The following is a 21,994-nucleotide window of genomic DNA, read 5'->3' on the forward strand; positions in this document are numbered from 1 at the left end:
GGCCTCCGGGTGTCGCTTGCGGGCGGGCAGGCCCTTACTGGGCGCCGGCCAGGTCGCGCAGCTGCGAGGGGCGCGAACCGAAGTACGCGGCCAGGTCGGCGATGTCCTGGTCGCCCAGCCCGGCGGCCTGCGGGGTCATCAGCACGTGCTGGCGGTCGCCGGCGCGGTACTGCTGCAGCGCATGGGCGAGGTAGTCGGCGTACTGGCCACCCAGTTTCGGGTAGCTGGCGTCGATCGGGGCATTGCCCTCGGCGCCATGGCAGTCCACGCAGCTCTGGCCGGTGGCCTTGCCCTTGGCCTTGGCCAGCTTCTCGCCGACCGCGATGCGGCCCTCGGGCAGGCCGGCCGAAGAGGCGGCCTGGGCCTGGCTTTCGCCTTCGGTGGAATGGGAACCCTGCTGCCCGGAGCAGGCCGCCAGCACCAGGGCGGCGGTCAGGGCGATGGCTAGACGCGAAGCGGTCACGGCGTTCGGCATGGGTGGCGGCTGCTCTTACTTGAGGGTGGACAGGTAGGCGGCGATGTCGGCGATGTCCTGGTCCGAGAAGCTCTCGGCCTGGGCGCGCATCGTCGGGTGCTTGCGCTTGCCCTCCCGGTAATCGTGCAGGGCCTGGGCCAGGTATTCGGCCGACTGGCCGCCGATCTTCGGCACCTTGTAGCTCGGATACGCGTTCTTGTAACCGGTGATGCCGTGGCAGCCCTGGCAGGTGTAGGCCAGCTGGCGGCCGGCCTCGGCGTTGCCGGTCACGGCAGCGGCCGGGGCAGCCTCGGTGGCGGCCGGCGCCTCGGCAGGCTGGGCAGCCTCCTGGGCGATGGCGGTGAGGGACAGCGAGGTGACCAGGGCAAGGCAGGCGGCTAGCGGCAGCGGGCGCATCATTCGGTGGTCCGGGGTCGGTCGCGGAAAGTGGACGGCCGGCTGAATGCGGCCGGCCGCGAGGTCGCCGCAGTATAGCCACGCGCTAGCGCAACCGGAAACTTCTGTCCATGAGCACGATCAATGCCGGGGTCCGGCGGTCCGCCGGGAGACACCATGACCTTCGGCGCATGGCGCCCAGCCGTCCGGGTGATCTACTTGCATACAACACCTGATCACGTGCCCACCCGGGCCCCCTGACCCCTCATTGGATACCGTCATGGCCAGTCGCCACTCCGCGTTCCTGCGCAACGGACTGCGCACCGCCGCCCTCGCACTCGTCATCGCCACCACCCTGGCCGCCTGCAAGGGCGGGGCCGGCCCGGCCGAGGCCCAGGCCCAGACGAAGCAGCCGGAGGTGGAGGCCATCCCGGTGGAGGTGGTCGAGGCCGCGCGGCGGCCGATCGCCGCCAGCTACACCGGCACCGCGGCGCTGGAGCCGCTGGCCGAGTCGCAGGTGGTCGCCAAGACCTCCGGCGTGGCCCTGGCGGTGCTGGTCGAGGAAGGGCAGCACGTCAAGGCCGGGCAGCCGCTGCTGCGCCTGGACCCGGACCGCGCGCGCCTGAGCGTGGCCCAGGCCGAGGCGCAGATGCGCAAGCTGGAGAACAACTACAGGCGCGCCCAGCAGCTGGTCTCCCAGCAGCTGATCAGCGCCGGCGAGGTCGACCAGATGCGCTACGACCTGGAGAACGCCCGCGCCACCTACAACATGACCCGGCTGGAGCTGTCGTACACCACGGTGGAAGCGCCGATCTCCGGCGTGGTCGCGTCGCGTTCGATCAAGCCGGGCAACTTCGTGCAGATCAACACCCCGATCCTGCGCATCGTCGACGACTCGCGCCTGGAGGCCACGCTCAACGTGCCCGAGCGCGAGCTGGCGACGATGAAGGCCGGCCTGCCGGTGCTGATGCAGGTCGACGCGCTGCCGGGCCGCGCCTTCGAGGGCGTGGTCGACCGCGTCGCGCCGGTGGTGGACGCCGGCAGCGGGACCTTCCGCGTGATCGCCGCCTTCGACGGCGGCGGCGCGCTGCAGCCGGGCATGTTCGGCCGCATCCGCATCGATTACGACCAGCGCCCCGACGCGCTGGTGGTGCCGCGCGTGGCCCTGCTGGACGACGGCGACCCGGCGATGTTCGTGGTCCGCGACGGCAAGGCCTCGCGCGTGCCGGTCAAGGTCGGCTATGTCGACGGCGAGTGGATCGAGGTCCGCGAAGGCATCAAGCCGGGCGAGCAGGTCGTCACCGCCGGCAAGGTCGCGCTGCGCGAGGGCAGCGCGGTGCAGGTGATCGCCGCCGCCAACGGCAAGCAGGCCGACAAGGCCGTTGCCGGTACCGGCGCCGCAGCCACGGGTGCCGGCCAGTGAGCGCCCCCGTGCACGGACCGCACGAAACCGGTGCAGGCCGGCTGGGCGGCGGGCTGGTGGAGTTCTCCACCCGCCGCCGCGTGACCATCGCCATGATCACCGTGACCATGGTGCTGTTCGGTCTGATCTCGCTGGGCAGCCTCAAGGTCAACCTGCTGCCGGACCTGAGCTATCCGACCCTGACCGTGCGCACCGAGTACACGGGCGCCGCGCCGTCGGAGATCGAGACCCTGATCACCGAGCCGGTGGAGGAAGCCGTCGGCGTGGTGAAGAACCTGCGCAAGCTCAAGTCGGTGTCGCGCACCGGCCAGAGCGACGTGGTGCTGGAGTTCGCCTGGGGCACGGACATGGACCAGGCCAGCCTGGAGGTCCGCGACAAGATGGAAGTGCTGTCGCTGCCGCTGGAGGCCAAGGCCCCGGTGCTGCTGCGCTTCAATCCGTCGACCGAGCCGATCCTGCGCCTGGCCCTGTCGGCCAAGGGCGACACCGCCATCGAGGCCGACAGCGTGCGCGTGCTGACCGAGCTGCGCCGCTATGCCGACGAGGACCTGAAGAAGCGCCTCGAGCCGGTGGCCGGCGTGGCGGCGGTCAAGGTCGGCGGCGGCCTGGAGGACGAAATCCAGGTCGACATCGACCAGCAGAAGCTGGCCCAGCTGAACCTGCCGATCGACACCGTCATCCAGCGCCTGCAGCAGGAGAACATCAACATCTCCGGCGGCCGCCTGGAGGAAGGCTCGCAGCGCTACCTGGTGCGCACGGTCAACCAGTTCGCCACCGTGGAGGAAATCCGCGAGATGCTGGTGACCACGCAGAGCGGCGGCGACAACGCCGCGGCCGCGGCGGCCCAGCAGATGGCGGCGATCGCCGCCGCCTCGGGCAACGCCAGCGTGCTGGCCGCGGCCCAGTCGGTGCAGAGCGCGTCCTCGTCCAGCAGCAGCGCCATCGCCGGCGGCATGCCGGTGCGCCTGAAGGACGTGGCCGTGGTGCGCCAGGGCTACAAGGAGCGCGAGGCGATCATCCGCCTGGCCGGCAAGGAAGCGGTCGAGCTGGCGATCTACAAGGAAGGCGACGCCAATACCGTCGCCACCGCCAAGGCGCTGAAGGCGCGGCTGGAGCAGCTGAAGCGGCAGGTGCCGCCGGACGTCGAGCTGACCATCATCGACGACCAGTCGCTGTTCATCGAGCACGCCATCGCCGACGTCAAGAAGGACGCGGTGATCGGCGGCATCCTGGCGATCCTGATCATCTTCCTGTTCCTGCGCGACGGCTGGAGCACCTTCGTCATCAGCCTGTCGCTGCCGGTGTCGATCATCACCACGTTCTTCTTCATGGACCAGCTGGACCTGAGCCTGAACGTGATGTCGCTGGGCGGCCTGGCGCTGGCCACCGGCCTGGTGGTGGACGACTCGATCGTGGTGCTGGAGAGCATCGCCAAGGCGCGCGAGCGCGGCCTGGGCATCCTGCAGGCGGCGATCGCCGGCACCCGCGAGGTGAGCATGGCGGTCGTGGCCTCGACCCTGACCACTATCGCCGTGTTCCTGCCGCTGGTGTTCGTGCAGGGCATCGCCGGGCAGCTGTTCCGCGACCAGGCGCTGACCGTGGCCATCGCCATCGGCATCTCGCTGGTCGTGGCCATGACCCTGATTCCGATGCTGAGCTCGCTGAAGGGCCGGCCGCCGCTGGCCTTCCCGGAGGAAGCACCGCATCCGCAGTGGCGTCCGCGGTCGCGCTGGCAGAAGCCGGTGGCGGCGACCGGCCGCGGCATCGGCGTGCTGATGCGCGGGCTGTTCTTCGGCGCCGCCTGGCTGGTGGTGCGGCTGTGGCGCGGTCTGGTCCGCGTGGTCGGCCCGGTGATGCGCAAGGCCAGCGACCTGGCGATGGCGCCGTACCACCGCGCCGAGGCCGGCTACCTGCGCCTGCTGCCGGGCGCGCTGGCACGGCCGAAGCTGGTGCTGGCGCTGGCCGCCGGCGCGTTCGCCGCGACCCTGCTGGCGGTGCCGTACCTGGGCGCCGACCTGATCCCGCAGCTGGCCCAGGACCGCTTCGAGATGACCGTGAAGCTGCCGCCGGGCACGCCGCTGGCGCAGACCGACGCGCTGGTGCGCGAGCTGCAGCGCAAGCACGCCGATGCCGAGGGCGTCCAGGCGCTGTACGGCGTCAGCGGCAGCGGCACGCGGCTGGACGCCAACCCGACCGAAAGCGGCGAGAACATCGGCAAGCTGACCGTGGTCATGGCCAACGGCGGCAGCGCCCGCGTCGAGCAGGCCACCACCGAGGCGCTGCGCGCCTCGATGGCCAACCAGCCGGGCGCGCAGGTCGACTTCAGGCGCCCGCAGCTGCTGAGCTCGTCCACGCCGCTGGAAGTGGAACTGCGCGGCCAGGAACTGGCCTCGATCGAGCAGGCCGGGCAGAAGCTGGCGGCGATGCTGCGCGCCAACCCGCACTACGCCGACGTCAAGTCGACGGTGGAGCAGGGCTTCCCCGAGATCCAGATCCGCTTCGACCAGGAGCGCGCCGGCGCGCTGGGCCTGACCACGCGGCAGATCGCCGACGTGGTGGTGAAGAAGGTGCGCGGCGAAGTCGCCACGCGCTACAGCTTCCGCGACCGCAAGATCGACGTGCTGGTGCGCGCCCAGGAGGACGACCGCGCCTCGGTGGAGAGCATCCGCCGGCTGATCGTGAACCCCGGCAGCAGCCGTCCGGTGACCCTGTCGGCGGTGGCCGACGTGGTCGCCACCACCGGCCCGTCGGAGATCCATCGCGCCGACCAGGTGCGCGTGGCCATCGTCTCGGCCAACCTGCGCGGGATCGACCTGGGCACGGCGGTGGAGGAAGTGCGGGCGATGGTCGCCGGGAACCCGATCGGCGCCGGCGTCGGCATGCACATCGGCGGCCAGGGCGAGGAGCTGGCCGAGTCGGTGCGCTCGCTGCTGTTCGCGTTCGGCCTGGCGGTGTTCCTGGTGTACCTGGTGATGGCCTCGCAGTTCGAGTCGCTGCTGCACCCGTTCGTGATCCTGTTCACCATCCCGCTCGCCCTGGTCGGCGCGATCGGCGCGCTGTTCCTGACCGGCTCGGCGATCTCGGTGGTGGTGTTCATCGGCCTGATCCTGCTGGTCGGCCTGGTGACCAAGAACGCGATCATCCTGGTCGACAAGGTCAACCAGCTGCGCGAGGCTGGCGTGGCCAAGCACGAGGCCCTGGTCGAGGGCGCCCGTTCGCGCCTGCGCCCGATCGCGATGACCACGCTGTGCACGGTGTTCGGCTTCCTACCGCTGGCGCTGGCCCCGCTGTTCGGCAGCCCGGGCGCGGAAGTGCGCTCGCCGATGGCGGTCACCGTGATCGGCGGCCTGATCGTCTCGACCCTGCTGACCCTGGTGGTGATCCCGGTCGTCTACGACCTGCTGGACCGCCGCGCCGACGAGTACTACCGCGAGCGCGGCCGTCGTGCCCGCGAGGTGGCCGACGCGGCCGCCAGCGCCGAAGGCGAGGGCCAGCCCGCATGAGCGTCGCGGAGTTCAGCATCCGGCGTCCGGTCACCGCGGTGATGTTCTTCATCTCGCTGCTGGTGATCGGCACCATCGCCGCGTTCCGGCTGCCGCTGGAGGCGTTCCCGGAGGTCTCGCCGCCCTTCATCTTCGTCCAGCTGCCGTACACCGGTTCGACGCCGGAGGAAGTGGAGCGGACGGTGCTGCGCCCGGCCGAGGAAGCGCTGTCGACCATGGCCGGCATCAAGCGCATGGAGTCCAACGCCAAGGCCGACGGCGCGCAGATCTTCATCCAGTTCGCCGACTGGGACCGCGACGTGGCGATCGCCGCGTCCGAGGCCCGCGAACGCCTGGACGCGATCCGGGACGAGTTGCCGGACGACCTGCAGCGCTACTTCGTGTTCAAGTTCTCGACCACGGACATGCCGGTGCTGCGGGTGCGGCTGGCCAGCAACAGCGACCTGACCGGCGCGTACGACATGATCGAACGCGAGTTCAAGCGCCGCCTGGAGCGCATCCCGGGCGTGGCCCGGGTGCAGGTATCCGGCGCGCCGCCGAACGAGGTGGAGATCGCGATCGACCAGCACCGGCTGACCGCGCACGACCTCGGCCTCAACGAGCTGACCCAGCGCCTGCAGGCGGTGAACTTCTCGATCTCCGCCGGCACCATCAGCGACGCCGGCCAGCGCCTGCGCGTGCAGCCGGTGGGCGAGATGACCGACCTGCAGCAGCTGCGCGACCTGCCGGTCGGCCCGAACAACGTGCGCCTGGGCGACATCGCCGACGTGCGCCTGAAGCCGGCGCGGATGGACTACGGCCGGCGCCTGGACGGGCGCCCGGCGGTGGGCCTGGACATCTTCAAGGAACGCAACGCCAACCTGGTCGAGGTGTCCAGGCGGGCCCTGGCCGAGGTCGAGGCGATCCGCGCCCAGCCACACCTGGGCGACGTGCAGATCAAGATCATCGACAACCAGGGCGAGAGCGTGACCTCCTCGCTGCTGGAGCTGGCCGAGGCCGGCGCGATCGGCCTGGTCCTGTCGATCATCGTGCTGTGGTTCTTCCTGCGCCATTGGCCGTCGGTGGCGATGGTGACCCTGGCCATCCCGATCTGCTTCGTGATGACGCTCGGCTTCATGTACTTCGCCGGCGTGACCCTCAACATCCTGACCATGATGGGCCTGCTGCTGGCGATCGGCATGCTGGTGGACAACGCCGTGGTGGTGGTGGAGAGCATCTACCAGGAACGGGAGAAGTATCCCGGCAACCCGGTGCTGGCCTCGATCGTCGGTACCCGCCACGTGGCCATCGCGCTGTCGGCCGGCACCCTGTGCCACTGCATCGTGTTCGTGCCCAACCTGTTCGGCGAGCGCAACTTCCTGAGCATCTACCTGGGCCAGATCGCCATCACCATCTCGGTGTCGCTGCTGGCGTCGTGGCTGGTCGCGGTCAGCCTGATCCCGATGATCTCGGCGCGGCTGAAGACCCCGCCGATGGTGCACGACCCGTCCGGGCTGATCCCGCGCATGCAGCGCCGCTACGCCGGCCTGCTGCGCTGGACCCTGGAACACCGCGGCTGGAGCGTACTGGGCATCATCCTGGTGGTGCTGGTCAGCTTCATCCCGATCAAGTTCACCAAGTTCGACATGTTCGGCAACGGCGAAGGCGACCAGGTCCAGCTCTTCTACCAGTGGAATGGCGCCTACACCAAGGAGCAGATGTCCGACGAGATCCTGCGCGTCGAACAGTTCCTGGACGCCAACCGCGAGAAGTACCACATCACCCAGATCTACTCGTACTACAGCGAGCAGGAGTGGGGCGGCACCATGGTCAAGTTCGACACGGAGAAGGTGCGCGACCTCAAGCCGATGATCGAGCTGATCCGCAAGGAGGTGCCCAAGTCGGCGCGCGCGACCATCGGCGTGGGCAGCCCCGGCGGCGGGCAGGGCGGGGGCGGACAGCCGGGACAGAACGTGTCCTTCCAGCTGGTCGGCGACTCCACCCAGACGCTGGCCGAGATCGCCGACGAGCTGATCCCGATCCTGGGGCGGCGGCCGGAACTGCGCGACGTGCGGATCAACTCCGGCGACCAGAACACCGAGCTGAAGGTACGGGTGGACCGCGAGCGCGCGGCGGCGTTCGGCTTCAGCGCCGAGCAGGTCGCCTCGTTCGTCGGCCTGGCCCTGCGCGGCGCGCCGCTGCGCGAGTTCCGTCGCGGCGAGAACGAGGTGCCGGTGTGGGTGCGTTTCGCCGGCGCCGAGGAGTACGGCACCGAGGACCTGGCCGGGTTCATGGTGCGCGCGCCCGACGGCCGCACGGTGCCGCTGCTGGCCCTGGTCGACGTGGCGGTGACGCCCTCGGCCACCCAGGTCCAGCGCACCAACCGCCAGACCACGCTGACCGTGCAGGCCAACCTGGCCGACAAGGTCACCGTGCCGGAGGCGCGCAAGGCCATGGAGGAGACGCTCAAGGGCATGTCGTTCCCGGCCGGCTACACCTATTCCTTCGACGGCGGCGCCTTCCAGGAGGAGGACGAGGCCAGCGCGCAGATGATGTTCAACCTGCTGATCGCGCTGGTGATGATCTACATCGTGATGGCGGCGGTGTTCGAGTCGCTGCTGTTCCCGGCGGCGATCATGAGCGGCGTGCTGTTCTCGGTGTTCGGCGTGTTCTGGCTGTTCGCCCTGACCGGGACCACGTTCGGGATCATGTCCTTCATCGGCATCCTGGTGCTGATGGGCGTGGTGGTGAACAACGGCATCGTCATGGTCGAGCACATCAACAACCTGCGCCGCCGCGGCATGTCGCGCACCGACGCGCTGGTCGAGGGCAGCCGCGAACGCCTGCGTCCGATCCTGATGACGATGGGCACGGCGATCCTGGCGATGGTGCCGATCGCGCTGGCCCAGACCCAGCTGGGCGGCGACGGCCCGGCCTACGCGCCGATGGCCCGCGCCATCGCCGGCGGCCTGGCGTTCTCGACCGTGGTCAGCCTGCTGTTCCTGCCCACGATCTACGCGATCCTGGACGACATGCGCAACGGCGTGGCGCGGCTGGTGCGGCGCGCCCGCGGCGTGCAGGACACGGTACCCAATGCCGCCGCGGTGGCGGCGATGCACCTGGAATGAGGGCGCCGCACCGGCGTCCCCGACGGGGCGCCGGTGCGATGTCCGGGAAGCTCAGCCGAACAGGCGGCCGAGCATGCGCAGGCCGCCGGTCCACACGCCGATGGCGGTGCCGAGGCTGGTCAGGAAGAAGTTGAGCAGCACGCGGGCCACCCGGTTCCGCCACCAGCCGCGCACCGTCTGCACGTCGTCGCGCAGGGCCATGAAGTCGGCGTAGGTCGGCTTGCGCAGGGTGGCCTCGACGAAGGCGCTGACCGTGCCCGATGCCAGCGCCGGGTGCAGCGGGGTGAGCGGGGAGGCGATGAAGGCTGCCAGGATGCTGAGCGGATGGCCGCCGGCGATGGCGCAGCCGATGGCGCCGAGGATGCCGGTGGCCAGCACCCACTGCAGCAGCAGGTCCGAGCCCACGTCCACGCCGCCGTGCCAGAAGCCCCAGGCGAAGCCGCCGACCAGGAACGCGCCGATCACCAGTTCCATCCACGGCACGCGCGACTTCGGCTTCACCGTCTCCAGCGATCGCCGGACCGTGGCCGGATCCTCCACGTCCTCGCGCAGGTGCCGGGCCAGGCCGGGCAGGTGCCCGGCGCCGACCACCGCCAGCACCTCGCGTGCCTCGCCGCCGCCGAGCTCGCGCAGGTTGGCGGCCATGTAGCGGTCGCGTTCGGCGATGACGCTCTCGTAGAGGGCCGGGCTGTGCGCGGCGAACTCGCCGAAGCTGGCCTCCAGCACGTCGCCGCCCTTGAGCTTCTCGATGTCGTCCTCGCCGATCTCGTCGTCGCCGACCATCGCCAGCAGGATGCCGGCGCCGGTCCTGGCACGCCCCCACCAGCCCAGGCGCTGCATCGCCCGGCGGAAGGTCAGGCCAACCTCGCGGTCGATCAGGTGGAAGGGCAGGGCGCGGGCGCGCGCTTCCTGCACCGCCGCCTTGAGCTCGGCGCCCGGCTCGACGCCCAGCTGCTCGGCCAGGCGCCGCTGGTAGGCCGCCAGCGCCAGGTTGGCGGCGAACAGGTGTGCCTTGCCGTCGCGCAGCACCCGGACGATGTCCAGCTGCGCCAGTGCGTCCGGATTGGTGAGCGACTGCAGGCGGCCCGGATCCAGCTCCACCGCCACGGCCTGGTAGGCGCCGCTGTCGATGGCCGCGCGCACCGCGTCGATGCTGGCCTGGGAGACGTGGGCGGTGCCCAGCAGGGTGTAGCGCACGCCGTCGCGCTCGACCACCTGCACGGGCTGTCCGTGCAGCGGATCGGCGACGGCATCGGCCGGGGCGGGGGGCAGCGTTTCATCGGTCATTCGGGGGCTCTTGGTGGCCGGCGCCCAGCGGGCGCTGCATCTGCACGGTATCCAGCCAGCGGCCATGCTTCCAGGCGATGCCGCGGAAGATGCCGACCAGGTGGAAACCGGCCTTTTCGTGGAGGCGGATCGACGCTGTGTTCGCCGGCTCGCCGATCACCGCGATCATCTGCCGGAAGCCGCGCGCCTCGCATTCGGCGACCAGCTTCTCCAGCAGTGCCGTGCCGATGCCGCGGCCCTGCCGGCCGGCGGCGACGTACACGGAGTTCTCGACGGTGTGGCGGTAGCCGATGCGGGCGCGGTAGCTGCTGGCATAGGCGTAGCCGGCGACCTCGCCGTCGCACTCGGCGACGAGGTACGGATAGCCGCCCTCGAGGATGGCGCGCATGCGCCGCGCCATCTCCGCCTCGTCCGGGACGTCGTATTCGTAGGTGTTGACGTGGTCGCGCACCTCCGCGGCGTAGATCGCGGCGATCGCCGGCACGTCGGCCGGCGTGGCTTCGCGGATCGACACGGTCACGGGCGCGGCCGCCTCAGTCGATGTAGCGCTTGAGCAGGTCGCCGTAGGCGTCGATCCTGCGGTCGCGCAGGAACGGCCAGATCCGGCGCACGTGCTCGCTGCGCTGCAGGTCGACCTCGCACACCAGCACGGTCGGCTCGGTGCCGGCCTCGGCGATGAACTCGCCCTGCGGGCCGAGCACGTGGCTGTTGCCCCAGAAGCGGATCCCGGAGGTGCCCAGCGGCGAGGGCTCGTGGCCGACGCGGTTGCACGACAGCACCGGCAGGCCGTTGGCGACGGCGTGACCGCGGTGGCTCAGCACCCATGCGTCGCGCTGGCGGGTCTGCTCGTCCTGCGCGTCGTCCGGATCCCAGCCGATCGCGGTGGGGTAGAGCAGCAGCTCGGCGCCGGCCAGCGCCATCAGGCGCGCCGCTTCCGGATACCACTGGTCCCAGCACACCAGCACGCCGAGGCGGCCGACCGAGGTGTCGATCGGCCGGAAGCCGATGTCGCCCGGGGTGAAGTAGAACTTCTCGTAGAAGCCCGGGTCGTCCGGGATGTGCATCTTGCGGTACTTGCCCAGCAGGGTGCCGTCCTTCTCCAGGACCACCGCGGTGTTGTGGTACAGGCCGGCCGCGCGGCGCTCGAACAGCGAGCCGACGATGACCACGCCATGCTTCTTCGCCAGCGCCCCCAGGCGTCCGGTGCTCGGGCCGGGGATCGGTTCGGCCAGGTCGAACTCGTCCACCGATTCGTGCTGGCAGAAGTAGGGGCCGTTGTGCAGTTCCTGCAGCAGGACGAGCCGGGCGCCCTGCGCGGCGGCTTCGGCCACGCGCTGTTCGATGATGGCGAGGTTGGCTTCGGCGTCGCCGTGGTTGCGCTCCTGGATCAGCGCGACGGTGAGGGTCTTGTGGGTCATGCGGGCATTGTAGGGCGATCGCCACCGGCGCAGGTGACGCGCAGGTGGACGTGGAAACGGGGCGAAGGCCGGCGGCGCGGTGGCGGCGGCGTGGCGATGGCAGCGGATCAGCGGCCCAGGCCGGCCGGCAGCTGCATGGTGATGCAGTGCAGGCTGCCGTTCTGCCAGATCAGCGGGCGGCACGGGACCTGGACGATCTCCCGGCCCGGGAAGGCCCCGGCCAGCACCGCGGCGGCGCGGTCGTCGGCCGGGTCGCCGTAGGCCGGCATCAGCACCGCGCCGTTGACGATCAGGAAGTTGGCGTAGGAGGCGGCCAGGCGGCGGCCTTCGTCCAGCACCGGCGCCGCCCACGGCAGCGGGAACAGGCGGTAGGGGCGGCCGTCGGCGGTGCGCAGCGCGGCGATCTCGTCGGCCATCGCCTTCAGTTCGGCGTAGTGGCTGTCGCTTTCGTCGTCGCAGGCCTGGAACACGATCGCGTCGCCCGGCGCGAAGCGGGCGAGGGTGTCGATGTGGGCGTCGGTGTCGTCGCCCTCCAGGTAGCCGTGGTCCAGCCACAGCACGCGGTCCTGGGCGAGCCAGCCGGCCAGCTTCGCGGTCAGTTCCTCGCGGCTGGCCTGCGGGTGGCGCTCGTGCAGGCAGCGCCAGGTGGTCAGCAGGGTGCCGGCGCCGTCGGTCTCGATGCCGCCGCCCTCAAGGGCGAAGTCGATGCGCTGGCGCGCCGCGTCGCCGAACAGGCCCTGCGCCGCGAGCGCCTCGACCAGGCGGTCGTCGCGGCCGGCCTCGAACTTGCCGCCCCAGGCGGTGAAGCGGAAGTCGAGCACGCGGAAGCCGTCGCCTTCGCGCAGGGTGATCGGGCCGGAATCGCGCAGCCAGGTGTCGTCGTAGTCGAACGGGATGAAGCGGACCCGGTCCATGTCGATCCGCGCCGAGCGCAGGCGCGCGTCGGCGTAGGTCTCCACGTCGTCGTCGGCGACGCAGATCCAGGCGTCCTGGAAGCGGGTGATCGCCGCGACCAGGGCGATGTAGGTCTCCTCGACCTCGCCGAGCCGGTCGGCCCAGTCGGTGCCGGCGTGCGGCCATGCAATGAGGATCGCGGACTGGGGTTCCCACTCCGCGGGGAAGCGCAGGGTCTCGGTCATGCTCGTGCTGTCTGCAGTGCCCGGGCGGGGCCGGGCCGTTCTCGAATCCCGGCGCGGATGCGCGCGGGCGACTGGCGGGGAACGTTTCCCCTGGTTCCCGCGCGTCGGTCGTGCCTGCGCAGCGGGAAGGTGTCAGCGGATCGGCGGCTTCGGGCCCACTTCCGCGGGGCTGGCCTTGCGCGCGACCACGTCGATCACCCGGTTCTTCTCGAAGTAGACGACGTAGTCCGGGTAGACCCAGCGGTTGATCGTCGGCCACTGCCGCTTCTGGCCGCCGCGCGGGTCCAGCTTCTCGCTGGGCGCGCCGAAGCGGGCCTCGACCTCGGCCATGGTCAGCCCGCGGGCCGGCTGGGCCACCGCCGGCTTCTGCGCGACGCGCTCGACGAGCAGGGTGTCGGCGCCGGCCGTGCCGCAGGCGGCAAGCAGGGCCAGCAGGATCAGGGTCTTCGGATGGTGCTTCATCGCGTTGCTCTCCCCGTGGATGGCCGCGTCGGCGGCGGTGGCAGGCCGGGGCCTGCGCCAGGCGCCGATTGTAAGCAGAAGGGCCCCGGGCGGAGTGCGGCGGGCGTCAACATCCATGGAGCCGCTCCGTGCCCGGCCGCCGGGCCCGGATAGCGGGGCCCGGAAACGCCGAAGGCCGCATCGCTGCGGCCTTCGCGTCGTTCCGCGTGCCGGCCGGGGCCGGGACGCCGCCGGTTCAGCGCTGGCGGGCCTTGAAACGCGGGTTGGACTTGCAGATCACGAAGACCTTGCCGCGGCGGCGGACCACCTTGCAGTCGCGGTGACGGGTCTTCGCCGACTTCAGGGAGGACAGGACTTTCATGACACACCTCGGGAGGACGACGGATGGGAATGCCAGGGCCGGGGTGGCCAGGGCGTGCAATTAGCCCGCCATTCTAACGGGCTTTCCTTTGGAGGTTCAAGCGTTTGCGGGGAGGCTGGTGGAAAACGCGGCGGCGGGGGCGTGCGGGCGGGCTACAATCGCCGGCTTCCCATGCCGTCCAGCCTTCGGAGCCGCCCATGTCCAATCCCGTCCCGGTCCTGACCATCGATGGCCCGTCCGGGGCCGGCAAGGGCACGGTCAGCCGCCTGGTGGCGTCCCGCCTGGGCTGGAACTACCTGGATTCCGGCGCACTTTACCGGGCGGTGGGCGTGGCGGCCAGCTGGGCCGACCTGGACCTGTCCGACCCGGCGGCCCTGGTCCGCTGCACCTTCGACACCGACATCGCGTTCAGGGACGAGGGCAGCAGCCTGCGGGTGTACGTGAACGGGGTGGATGCCACTGACGAGCTGCGCCTGGAGACCACCGGGACCCTGGCCTCGGCCATCGCCGCCATTCCCGAGGTGCGGGCGGCGCTGAAGGAGCGGCAGCGGGCGTTCCGCCGCGAACCGGGCCTGGTCGCCGACGGCCGCGACATGGGCACGGTCATCTTCCCGGACGCCACCACCAAGGTGTTCCTGACCGCCAGCGCCGAGGAGCGCGCCCGCAGGCGGCATAACCAGTTGAAGGAAAAAGGGGTTTCCGTTACCTTAGACGGTCTGCTGCGGGAGATCCTCGCCCGCGATGCCCGCGATGCCCAGCGCACCGTGGCGCCGCTGAAGCCGGCCGAAGACGCCGTCCTCATCGACACCACCGGCCTGGCCATCGAGGAAGTCGTCGACCGCGTCCTGGCCCTGGTGCCCGCGCGCGCCGGCTGACCGCATCCCCGCAGGCTTCAACGCAGCAGGCGGCGCGCGAGCGCCAGAGGCGCCGTCGCGGACGACCGCGGCGGTTTTTTTCCAACCAACCACACAGGGTCCCTCGCGGACCGATCAGGGGGGCGGAAGGCGGCCACGCAGGTGGCGTTCCGTCCGTGTGTTCAACCGAGTATTCAACAATGACCGAATCTTTTGCCGAGCTGTTCGAACAGAGCCAGACCAACCTGGCCAAGCTGAAGCCGGGCGCGATCGTCGTCGGCACCGTCGTGGAAGTCCGCGGCGACGTCGTGGTGATCAACGCCGGTCTGAAGTCCGAAGGCATCGTGCCGATCGAGCAGTTCCGGAATGACGCCGGCGAGATCGACGTGGGCGTGGGCGACCAGGTCAAGGTCGCGCTCGACTCCATCGAGAACGGCTTCGGCGAGACCGTGCTGTCGCGCGAGAAGGCCAAGCGCGCGATGGTGTGGGACGAGCTTGAGGAAGCCCTCGAGAAGAACGAGACCATCACCGGCCGCATCAGCGGCAAGGTCAAGGGTGGTTTCACCGTCGACATCAAGGACGTCCGCGCGTTCCTGCCGGGTTCGCTGGTCGATGTGCGCCCGGTGCGCGACCCGGCCTACCTGGAAGGCAAGGAGCTTGAGTTCAAGCTCATCAAGCTGGACCGCAAGCGCAACAACGTGGTCGTCTCCCGCCGCGCGGTGGTCGAGAGCGAGCACTCCGAGGAGCGCGAGCAGCTGCTGGAGAAGCTGCAGGAAGGCGCCGTGCTGAAGGGCGTGGTCAAGAACCTGACCGACTACGGCGCGTTCGTGGACCTGGGCGGCATCGACGGCCTGCTGCACATCACCGACATGGCGTGGAAGCGCGTCCGCCATCCGTCCGAAGTCGTCAACGTCGGCGACGAGCTGGACGTGCGCGTGCTGAAGTTCGACCGCGAGCGCAACCGCGTCTCGCTGGGCCTGAAGCAGCTGGGCGAGGATCCGTGGGACAACATCGCCCGCCGCTACCCGGCCAACAGCCGCGTGTTCGGCAAGGTCTCCAACGTCACCGACTACGGCGCGTTCGTCGAGATCGAGCCGGGCGTCGAGGGCCTGGTGCACGTGTCCGAGATGGACTGGACCAACAAGAACGTCAACCCGTCGAAGGTCGTGCAGGTCGGCGACGAGGTCGAGGTCATGGTCCTGGACGTGGACGAGGAGCGTCGCCGCATCTCGCTGGGCATGAAGCAGGTCGCCGCCAATCCGTGGGAGACCTTCGCCGCCATCCACAAGAAGGGCGACAAGGTCAGCGGCCAGATCAAGTCGATCACCGACTTCGGCATCTTCATCGGCCTGGACGGTGGCATCGACGGCCTGGTGCACCTGTCCGACATCAGCTGGAACACCACCGGCGAGGACGTGCTGCGCAACTTCAAGAAGGGCGACACCCTGGACGCCGTCGTCCTGGCCGTCGACCCGGAGCGCGAGCGCATCAGCCTCGGCCTGAAGCAGATGGAGCAGGATCCGTTCGGCCAGTACATGGCCGCCCACCCGAAGGGCTCGAAGGTCGAGGGCGTGGTCAAGGAAGTGGACGCCAAGGGCGCGACCATCGAACTGGCCGATGGTATCGAGGGCTACGTCGCCGCGCGCGACATCGCCAACGATCGCGTGGACGACGCCAGCCAGCACTTGAAGGTCGGCGACAGGATCGAAGCCAAGTTCGTGGGCATGGACCGCAAGGGCCGCACCCTGCAGCTGTCGATCAAGGCCAAGGACGACGCCGAGATGCGCGAAGTGCTGGAGGAATACCAGTCGGCCGCCGGCGGCACCACCAAGCTGGGCGCGCTCCTGCGCGAGCAGCTGGGCAACAAGTCCGAGTAAGCAGTAAACGCAGTCACCACGGCGGCCCGGGTTCCCGGGCCGCCGTGGCCTGTCCCACCCGGATCCAGCCAAGCCCGAGATGACCAAGTCCGAACTGATCGAGATCCTGGCCCGTCGCCAGTCGCACCTGAAGGCCGAGGACGTGGACCTCGCCGTCAAGTCGTTGCTGGAGATGATGGGCGGCGCGCTCGCCTCCGGCGACCGCATCGAGATCCGCGGCTTCGGCAGTTTTTCCCTGCATTACCGCCCGCCGCGCCTGGGCCGCAACCCGAAGACGGGTGATTCGGTCGCGCTGCCGGGCAAGCATGTCCCGCATTTCAAGCCGGGCAAGGAGCTGCGCGAGAAGGTCAGCGACGTGCTGCCGGCGCCGGCTTCCGCCGACGAGGGCGCCTGACACCGCGTCGACCGGGCGGCGTCCCGTCCGTTAAGCTTTGACCGGCTTTCCCGGGAGTCGGCCCAATGACCCTTCTTCGCCTGCTGGTACTGGTGGCCTTCCTGGCCGCCGGCCTGGTTATCGGTTCGCTCAACACGCAGCGCATCGTCCTCGATTTCGGTCTGGCGGAGATCGTCACCACCACCGGGATCGCGGTGATGGTGTCGCTGCTGGCAGGCGTGCTGCTGGGCGGTGGCATCGTCATGGCCACCACCGTGCTGCCGCTGCAGGCGCGCCTGCGCCGGGCCAGCCGTCCCGCCGCGAACACCCCGCCTCCGGCCGAGGCGCCACGCCCCCCTTTCCAGGACGCCTGAGCCCATGGAATTCCTCAACGAGTGGTTCTGGTTCTTCCTGCTGCTGCCGCTGGCCGCCGTTTCCGGCTGGGTGGTCGGCCGCCGCGGTGGCCAGCGCCATGGCGACACCCAGGTCAGCCGCCTGTCCAGCACCTACTTCCGCGGCCTGAATTACCTGCTCAACGAGCAGCCGGACAAGGCGATCGAGCTGTTCCTGCACATCGCCGAGCTGGACAAGGAAACCTTCGAGACCCAGGTCGCGCTGGGCCACCTGTTCCGCCGCCGCGGCGAAGTCGACCGCGCGATCCGCCTGCACCAGGGCCTGGTCCAGCGCAACGACCTCAGCGACGCCCAGCGCGTGCAGGCGCTGCTGGCGCTGGGCGAGGACTACATGAAGTCCGGCCTGCTCGACCGCGCCGAGACCGTGTTCACCGACCTGGCCAGGATCGACCAGCGCGCGCCGCAGGCGCTGCGCCACCTGATCGGCATCTACCAGGCCGAGCGCGACTGGGAGCGGGCGATCGACAACGCGACCCGCTACGAGGAAGTCACCGGCGAGCCGATGGGCAAGCTGGTGGCGCAGTTCGAATGCGAACTGGCCGAACGGCATCGCGCCAACGGCGACCTCGCCGCCGCGCGTGCCGCCATCGCGCGCGCCTACCAGGCCGACGCGACCAGCGTGCGCGCCGGGATCCTCGAGGGCCGCATCGAGGCCGATTCCGGCAACCCCGAGGCGGCGATCCGCGCCTTCGAGCGCGCCGCGCGCCACGACCCCGACTACCTCCCCGAATTCCTGCCGAGCCTGCTGGCCTGCTACGGCCAGGTCGGCGACACCGCCGGCGCGCGCGCGTTCCTGGCCGAGATGAGCGAGCACTACCGCGGCATCGCCCCGGTGCTGGCGCTGACCCGGCTGATCGAGGCGCAGGAAGGCGCCAAGGCCGCGCGCGATTACCTCGGCCGGCAGCTCAAGGACCGCCCGTCGGTCCGCGGCGAGGCGGCGCTGATCGACCTGACCCTGGCGGTGGGCGCGGACAGCACCGCGACCCTGCACGACCTCAAGCACATCACCGACCAGCTGCTGGTCCGCAACCCGAGCTACCGCTGCACCCGGTGCGGCTTCGGCGCGCGCACCCACCACTGGCAGTGCCCCAGCTGCAAGGAGTGGGGCACGGTCAAGCCGCTGCAGAACTACGCGGTGGTCTGATGCTGGCGGCCTGGCTGGGGCTGCACGCACTGGTGTCGGCACTGGCCACCTGGGCGGCGCTGGCCTATGCCCGCCGGCGCCAGCTGTTCGACCAGCCCGGCGAACGGCGCAGCCATTCGGTGCCGACGCCGCGCGGCGGCGGCATCGGCATCGCCTGCGCGCTGCTGGCCGGATGCGTGCTGCTGGCCGCCACCGGCAAGCCGCTGGCGCCGCTGGCCGGGTATGCCCTGGGCCTGGTGCTGGTGGCCGGCATCGGCTGGGTGGACGACCACCGTCCGCTCTCGCCGTGGCTGCGCCTGGCGGTGCAGTGCCTGGCCGGCGTCGCGCTGGGGTGGGGCATGCTCGCGGGCGGCACGCCCTGGGGCTGGGCGCTGCTGGGCGCGGCGCTGGTGCCGATCCTGGTCAACGTCTGGAACTTCATGGACGGCATCGACGGCCTGGCGGCGAGCCAGGCAATGCTGGCCGCGGCGGCCTTCGCCTGGCTGGCGCCGGGCACGGCCACCGCGGCCCTGGCCCTGGCCGTCGCCAGCGCCGCTTTCCTGCCGTTCAACTTCCCCAGGGCCCGCATTTTCCTGGGCGACGTGGGCAGCGGCACGCTGGGGTATGGGCTGGCTGCGCTGGCTGCCGCGGCCGCGCCGGAGCTGGGCGGGGAGGGGGCCTTGCTGCTGCTCCCGCTGTCGGCGTTCCTGGTCGACGCCTCAATGACCCTGGCCAGCCGGGCCCTGCGCGGGGAGCGCTGGTGGGAGCCGCACGTCACACATCTGTATCAGCGTTGGGTCCAGTCAGGCCGGAGTCATGTGTTTGTGACGATGCTCTACGCCTCGTTCAGCATTGTCGCAATTATCCTTGCCGCATTTCTGGACAACGCCGCGTCGTCGCTCCGGGGGGAGGGTGTCGCACTGTGGGTTGCCGTGACGGCCGTGGCTTGGGCCGTCCTCCGGAGGAGCCTGGCTCCAGGGAATCCCAGTCGAGAGGACGCATGAACCCGGGCTCTAAAACCGCCGCGACCCTGACCCGTCTTGCCGTCGTCACCCACGACCTGGCGATGGTGTACATCTGCTGGCAGCTGATGCACGTGCTGCGCTATGCGAGCCGGCACGAAGCCTGGCCCCTGCTGTCGTTCTCCCCGTCCATCGCCTGGGTATTCGCCGCCCAGGCGATCGTGTTCTGGCAGGTCGGCCTGTACCGCGGGCTGTGGCGCTTCGCCAGCGTCCCTGACCTCTGGAACATCTTCAAGGCCAGCGTCGTCGGCCTGGTGGTCATCGTGGTCGGCCTGGCCGTGTACAACCGGCTCGACTCGGTGCCGCGCACGGTGCTGGTGGTCTATCCGTTCGCCCTGACCGTGCTGCTGGGCATGCCGCGGCTGCTGTACCGCGTGTGGAAGGACCACAACGTGCGCCAGCGCAACCTCGCCGCGCGCCGCGTGCTGATCCTCGGTGCCGGCCAGGCCGGCGAGTCGCTGGTCCGCGACCTGCGCCGTTCCGGCGCGTTCGAGCCGGTCGGCTTCCTCGACGATTCGCTGCGCCTGCGCGGCAGCCGCCTCCATGGCGTGCCGGTGCTGGGCCGGCTCGAGGACGCGCCGACCGTGGCCCGCGAGACCGCCGCCGGCATGCTGGTCATCGCCATGCCGTCGCTGGATGCGGCGGCGATGCAGCGGGTGATGGCGATCTGCGAACGCACCGGACTGCCGTTCCGGATGGTGCCGCGGCTGAGCGACGTGCTCGAGGGCCAGGCCCTGCCGGGCGAGCTGAAGGAAGTGGCGATCGAGGACCTGCTCGGGCGCAAGCCGGTGACCCCGGACTGGAAGCTGATCCGCGGCTGGCTCGGCGGGCGCACGGTGATGGTGACCGGCGCCGGCGGCTCGATCGGTTCGGAGCTGTGCCGCCAGTGCGCGCGCCATGGCGCGCGCCGGCTGGTGTTGCTGGAGATCAACGAGCTGGCCCTGATCACCATCCACGGCGACCTGCGCCGCGCCTTCCCGGACCTGGAGATCGAGGCCGTGCTCGGCGACTGCGGCGACCCGGCGGTGACCGCCCACGCCCTGCGCCTGGGCCAGCCCGACGCGGTCTTCCACGCCGCCGCGTACAAGCAGGTGCCGCTGCTGGAGGCGCAGATGCGCGAGGCGGTGCGCAACAACATCCTTGCCACCGACACCGTGGCGCGGCTGTGCCGCGAAAACGGGGTGGGGACCTTCGTCTTCATCTCCACCGACAAGGCGGTCGACCCGGCCAACGTGCTGGGCGCGACCAAGCGCTTCGCCGAGATGATCGCGCAGTCGCTGGACGAGGAAGACGGCGGCACCCGTTTCGTGACCGTGCGCTTCGGCAACGTGCTCGACTCGGCCGGCAGCGTGGTCCCGCTGTTCCGCGAGCAGATCCGCAAGGGCGGTCCGGTGACCGTGACCGACCCGGAGGTGACCCGCTACTTCATGACCATCCCCGAGGCCTGCCAGCTGATCGTGCAGGCGGCGGCCTCCGGTTCGCATGGCGCCATCTACACGCTGGACATGGGCGAGCCGGTGCCGATCCGGCTGCTCGCCGAGCAGATGATCCGCCTGGCCGGCAAGCAGCCGGGCCGGGACATCGCCATCGTGTACACCGGGCTGCGGCCTGGCGAGAAGCTGCACGAGACCCTGTTCTACGCCGACGAACACTACCGCCCGACCTCGCATTCGAAGATACTTGAGGCGGGGAAACGTGAACTGTCCGCCGACCGCGTCATCGCGGGGGTGGGGCGCATGCGCGAGGCGGTGGCCCGTTACGACGAGGCGACGCTACGCCAGGTACTGTGTGAGGTGATCCCCGAGTTTGTTCCCGCGGAAGTGGCCAGTCCGGCCGACGCAGGCGCTACCGTGGTCCCTTTCCCAGCTCGCGAGGCTAGATCCACAAGATGACGTCGAGGCGTATCAGGAAGGCAGTTTTCCCCGTTGCAGGCCTTGGAACCCGGTTCCTCCCCGCAACCAAGACCGTACCCAAGGAAATGCTGCCGATCATCGACCGGCCGCTGATCCAGTACGCGGTCGACGAGGCGATCGAAGCCGGGTGCGACACCCTGGTGTTCGTCACCAACCGCTACAAGCACGCGGTCGCCGACTATTTCGACAAGCATTACGAGCTCGAGCACAAGCTCGAGCAGGGCGGCAAGCTCGAGCAGCTCGAGCAGGTGCGCCATCCGCTCCCCGACCACGTGCGCGTGGTGTTCGTGACCCAGCCCGAAGCGCTGGGCCTGGGCCATGCGGTGCTGTGCGCCAGGGACGTCGTCGGCGACGAGCCGTTCGCGGTGCTGCTGCCTGACGACCTGATGTGGAACCGCGGGGCCGGCTGCCTGAAGCAGATGGCCGACCTGGCCGAGCGCACCGGCGGCGGCGTGATCGCCGTGGAAGAAGTGCCGCACGAGAAGACGTCCAGCTACGGCATCGTCGCGACCCGCGACTTCCAGGGCCGCAGCGGCCGCATCGAGGCGATGGTCGAGAAGCCCCAGCCCGAGGACGCGCCGAGCAACCTGGCCGTGGTCGGCCGCTACATCCTGCCGGGCGGGATCTTCCAGGCGCTGGCTAAGACCGGCCGGGGCGCCGGCGGCGAGATCCAGCTGACCGACGCGATCGCCGGGGTGATCAAGGCCGGCGGCCAGATCGATGCCTACCACTTCGAAGGCCGGCGCTTCGACTGCGGTGCGCACATCGGCCTGATCCAGGCCACCGTGCACTTCGCCCTGGAGCACCCGAAGCACGGCGCGGCCGCGCGCGCGGCCATGCACGCGGCGCTGGACGAAAAGCGCGGCTGA

19 protein-coding genes are annotated in these 21,994 nt (G+C 70.3%); 11 read left to right on the forward strand and 8 right to left on the reverse strand.

What is annotated here, in order from left to right:
• Positions 1-34 precede the first annotated feature (34 nt).
• Complete coding sequence (locus PSEJ35_RS0105875; RefSeq protein ID WP_028916976.1) at positions 35-475, reverse strand: c-type cytochrome; 441 nt, start codon at positions 473-475, stop codon at positions 35-37.
• A 15-nt stretch (positions 476-490) separates the two neighbouring features.
• Positions 491-871: a cytochrome c gene (locus PSEJ35_RS0105880; protein ID WP_028916977.1), complete on the reverse strand. Its 381-nt coding sequence runs from the start codon at positions 869-871 to the stop codon at positions 491-493.
• 259 nt (positions 872-1,130) lie between these two features.
• Here PSEJ35_RS0105880 and PSEJ35_RS15550 point away from each other — a divergent pair, with 259 nt between their 5' ends.
• Genes PSEJ35_RS15550 through PSEJ35_RS0105895 form a run of 3 tightly spaced genes read left to right on the forward strand, consistent with a single transcriptional unit; the run spans position 1,131 to position 8,883 of the window.
• Complete coding sequence (locus PSEJ35_RS15550) at positions 1,131-2,273, forward strand: efflux RND transporter periplasmic adaptor subunit (protein ID WP_051412538.1); 1,143 nt, start codon at positions 1,131-1,133, stop codon at positions 2,271-2,273.
• 8 nt (positions 2,274-2,281) lie between these two features.
• The gene (locus PSEJ35_RS0105890; RefSeq protein WP_232207586.1) at positions 2,282-5,776 is read left to right on the forward strand and encodes an efflux RND transporter permease subunit; all 3,495 of its coding nucleotides are present in this window, start codon (positions 2,282-2,284) and stop codon (positions 5,774-5,776) included.
• Positions 5,773-8,883 (forward strand): efflux RND transporter permease subunit, encoded by a 3,111-nt coding sequence (locus PSEJ35_RS0105895; protein WP_028916979.1) that lies wholly within the window; start codon positions 5,773-5,775, stop codon positions 8,881-8,883. The genes PSEJ35_RS0105890 and PSEJ35_RS0105895 overlap by 4 nt, the downstream gene beginning before the upstream one ends.
• Before the next feature lie 51 nt (positions 8,884-8,934).
• On the opposite strand, the gene PSEJ35_RS0105900 is transcribed toward PSEJ35_RS0105895, so the two are convergent.
• The 6 genes from PSEJ35_RS0105900 to ykgO form a co-directional block, all read right to left on the reverse strand.
• On the reverse strand, positions 8,935-10,170 hold the full coding sequence (locus tag PSEJ35_RS0105900; protein WP_028916980.1) for a TraB/GumN family protein: 1,236 nt from the start codon (positions 10,168-10,170) through the stop codon (positions 8,935-8,937).
• Positions 10,160-10,690, reverse strand: coding sequence for a GNAT family N-acetyltransferase (locus tag PSEJ35_RS0105905; RefSeq protein WP_028916981.1), 531 nt, complete (start codon positions 10,688-10,690; stop codon positions 10,160-10,162). Before PSEJ35_RS0105905 ends, PSEJ35_RS0105900 begins: the two co-directional genes overlap by 11 nt.
• Before the next feature lie 13 nt (positions 10,691-10,703).
• Positions 10,704-11,588 carry a carbon-nitrogen hydrolase gene (locus PSEJ35_RS0105910; protein WP_028916982.1) on the reverse strand — a complete coding sequence of 295 codons (885 nt, stop codon included), beginning with the start codon at positions 11,586-11,588 and terminating at the stop codon, positions 10,704-10,706.
• 107 nt (positions 11,589-11,695) lie between these two features.
• Positions 11,696-12,727, reverse strand: coding sequence for an agmatine deiminase family protein (locus PSEJ35_RS0105915; protein ID WP_028916983.1), 1,032 nt, complete (start codon positions 12,725-12,727; stop codon positions 11,696-11,698).
• Positions 12,728-12,859: 132 nt separating this feature from the next.
• Positions 12,860-13,189: a hypothetical protein gene (locus PSEJ35_RS0105920; protein ID WP_028916984.1), complete on the reverse strand. Its 330-nt coding sequence runs from the start codon at positions 13,187-13,189 to the stop codon at positions 12,860-12,862.
• A 235-nt stretch (positions 13,190-13,424) separates the two neighbouring features.
• Positions 13,425-13,550 (reverse strand): type B 50S ribosomal protein L36, encoded by a 126-nt coding sequence (gene ykgO / locus PSEJ35_RS0105925; RefSeq protein WP_005913193.1) that lies wholly within the window; start codon positions 13,548-13,550, stop codon positions 13,425-13,427.
• Between the two features lie 197 nt (positions 13,551-13,747).
• On the opposite strand from ykgO, the gene cmk reads away from it, so the two are divergent.
• The 8 genes from cmk to galU all read left to right on the forward strand — a co-directional run bounded on the left by cmk (position 13,748) and on the right by galU (position 21,994).
• The gene (gene cmk / locus PSEJ35_RS0105930) at positions 13,748-14,425 is read left to right on the forward strand and encodes a (d)CMP kinase (RefSeq protein ID WP_028916985.1); all 678 of its coding nucleotides are present in this window, start codon (positions 13,748-13,750) and stop codon (positions 14,423-14,425) included.
• A gap of 179 nt (positions 14,426-14,604) precedes the next feature.
• Positions 14,605-16,281, forward strand: coding sequence for a 30S ribosomal protein S1 (rpsA, locus tag PSEJ35_RS0105935; protein WP_028916986.1), 1,677 nt, complete (start codon positions 14,605-14,607; stop codon positions 16,279-16,281).
• A 79-nt stretch (positions 16,282-16,360) separates the two neighbouring features.
• A complete protein-coding gene (locus tag PSEJ35_RS0105940) occupies positions 16,361-16,675 on the forward strand; it encodes an integration host factor subunit beta (RefSeq protein ID WP_024867967.1) in 315 nt (104 codons plus the stop codon).
• Positions 16,676-16,740: 65 nt separating this feature from the next.
• Positions 16,741-17,028 carry a membrane protein gene (locus PSEJ35_RS0105945; RefSeq protein ID WP_028916987.1) on the forward strand — a complete coding sequence of 96 codons (288 nt, stop codon included), beginning with the start codon at positions 16,741-16,743 and terminating at the stop codon, positions 17,026-17,028.
• A 4-nt stretch (positions 17,029-17,032) separates the two neighbouring features.
• Positions 17,033-18,211 (forward strand): lipopolysaccharide assembly protein LapB, encoded by a 1,179-nt coding sequence (gene lapB / locus PSEJ35_RS0105950; RefSeq protein ID WP_028916988.1) that lies wholly within the window; start codon positions 17,033-17,035, stop codon positions 18,209-18,211.
• Positions 18,211-19,194, forward strand: a complete 984-nt coding sequence (locus PSEJ35_RS15555; protein ID WP_037082532.1) for a hypothetical protein — start codon at positions 18,211-18,213, stop codon at positions 19,192-19,194. The genes lapB and PSEJ35_RS15555 overlap by 1 nt, the downstream gene beginning before the upstream one ends.
• Positions 19,191-21,104, forward strand: coding sequence for a nucleoside-diphosphate sugar epimerase/dehydratase (locus PSEJ35_RS0105960; protein ID WP_037082534.1), 1,914 nt, complete (start codon positions 19,191-19,193; stop codon positions 21,102-21,104). Before PSEJ35_RS15555 ends, PSEJ35_RS0105960 begins: the two co-directional genes overlap by 4 nt.
• Entirely contained in the window at positions 21,101-21,994 is an 894-nt protein-coding gene (gene galU, locus PSEJ35_RS0105965) for a UTP--glucose-1-phosphate uridylyltransferase GalU (RefSeq protein WP_028916990.1), read from the forward strand. The genes PSEJ35_RS0105960 and galU overlap by 4 nt, the downstream gene beginning before the upstream one ends.

It is taken from the genome of Pseudoxanthomonas sp. J35 (genome assembly GCF_000513995.1).
Lineage (GTDB): Bacteria > Pseudomonadota > Gammaproteobacteria > Xanthomonadales > Xanthomonadaceae > Pseudoxanthomonas.